The 1124-nt window shown below is 38.1% G+C and carries 1 protein-coding gene; it reads left to right on the top strand.

Annotation, left to right across the window (positions count from 1 at the left end; all coding sequences use genetic code 11):
• Positions 1-73 precede the first annotated feature (73 nt).
• Positions 74-1043, top strand: a protein-coding gene (locus QUA25_RS29310) for an IS630 family transposase (RefSeq protein ID WP_333043219.1) whose coding sequence is annotated in 2 segments (ribosomal slippage) — positions 74-130 and positions 132-1043 — 969 coding nt in all. Because the reading frame shifts where the segments join, the coding sequence is not laid out codon by codon here.
• Positions 1044-1124: the final 81 nt, after the last annotated feature.

Raw genomic sequence — 1124 nt, 5'->3', positions numbered from 1 at the left:
CAGCACTCCCTGAACTCTCTCAAAGTAGCAGTCCTACAACCTAGATGGCAACTTCGTTTGAGGTGCGCTTACCCTGTCTAAATTGCTAGAGCGAATTCATCGCCAAAGCCGACATCATCAGGTACGTCACGCGAGCACATTGTCTCATATTAGCTTCACAAGGAGTAAAAAAAGTAGAGTTAATGAATATTTTCCGAATAAGTTATAAGACACTCTATAACTGGTTCAATCGGTGGGAATTAGATGGAATGATCGGACTTTATAATAAACCAGGAAGAGGTGCTAAGGCACTATTTAACTCTTCGCAGAAAGCCCAAATCAAAGAGTGGGCTAAACAAGAACCAAGGCAATTAAAAAAGGTTAGCCAAAAAGTTCAAGAAGCCTGGGGCATAAGTCCGAGTATAAAAACAATTCAAAGAATACTAAAAATGCTGAAGATGAGTTGGCATCGTATGCGTAAAGGAGTTGCCGGAAAGCCTCCAGCCCAGGAGTATCAAGATAAAAAGGCACAATTAGAAGAATTAAAACGATTGGATGATCGGGGAGAAATTGATTTATATTACTTGGATGAAGCAGGATTTTGTTTGATTCCTTGTGTTCCCTATGGCTGGCAGAATATTGGAGAATATTTAACAATTCCTAGTCGTCGTAGTCAGCGAATGAATGTACTAGGAATCATGAAGCGAAATAACCATCTTGAAACTTATATTTCATCTCAAAGTATTAACTCAGATGTGGTTATTGCCTGTATTGATGCTTTTTTTCCGGCAGTAGATAAGCCAACGGTGATTGTCACCGATCAAGCTTCTATTCACACGAGTGATGCTATTCTTGACAAAGTTGAAGAGTGGAAACAACGGAATATTACTCTTTTTGAGTTACCTTCTTACTCTCCTCAATTAAATTTAATTGAAATCCTATGGCGGTTTATCAAGTATGAATGGATTGAGATATCTGCTTACAAAAGTTGGGAAACTTTCGTTGCATCTGTTGAAAAAATTCTGAAAGAATTTGGAGAAAACTATGTAATTAATTTTGTCTAGCTACTTACTTGACTTAATTCTTTACTACCACAATTGAGACAGATACTGGGTGAGCTAATTTCGGTTCTGTCTACTCGTCCA

Source organism: Microcoleus sp. Pol17C6, assembly GCF_036701145.1.
In the GTDB taxonomy this organism is placed as follows: domain Bacteria; phylum Cyanobacteriota; class Cyanobacteriia; order Cyanobacteriales; family Microcoleaceae; genus Microcoleus.
The sequence above is the reverse complement of the archived record's forward strand: the minus strand, read 5'-3'. Positions and strand labels throughout refer to the sequence as shown.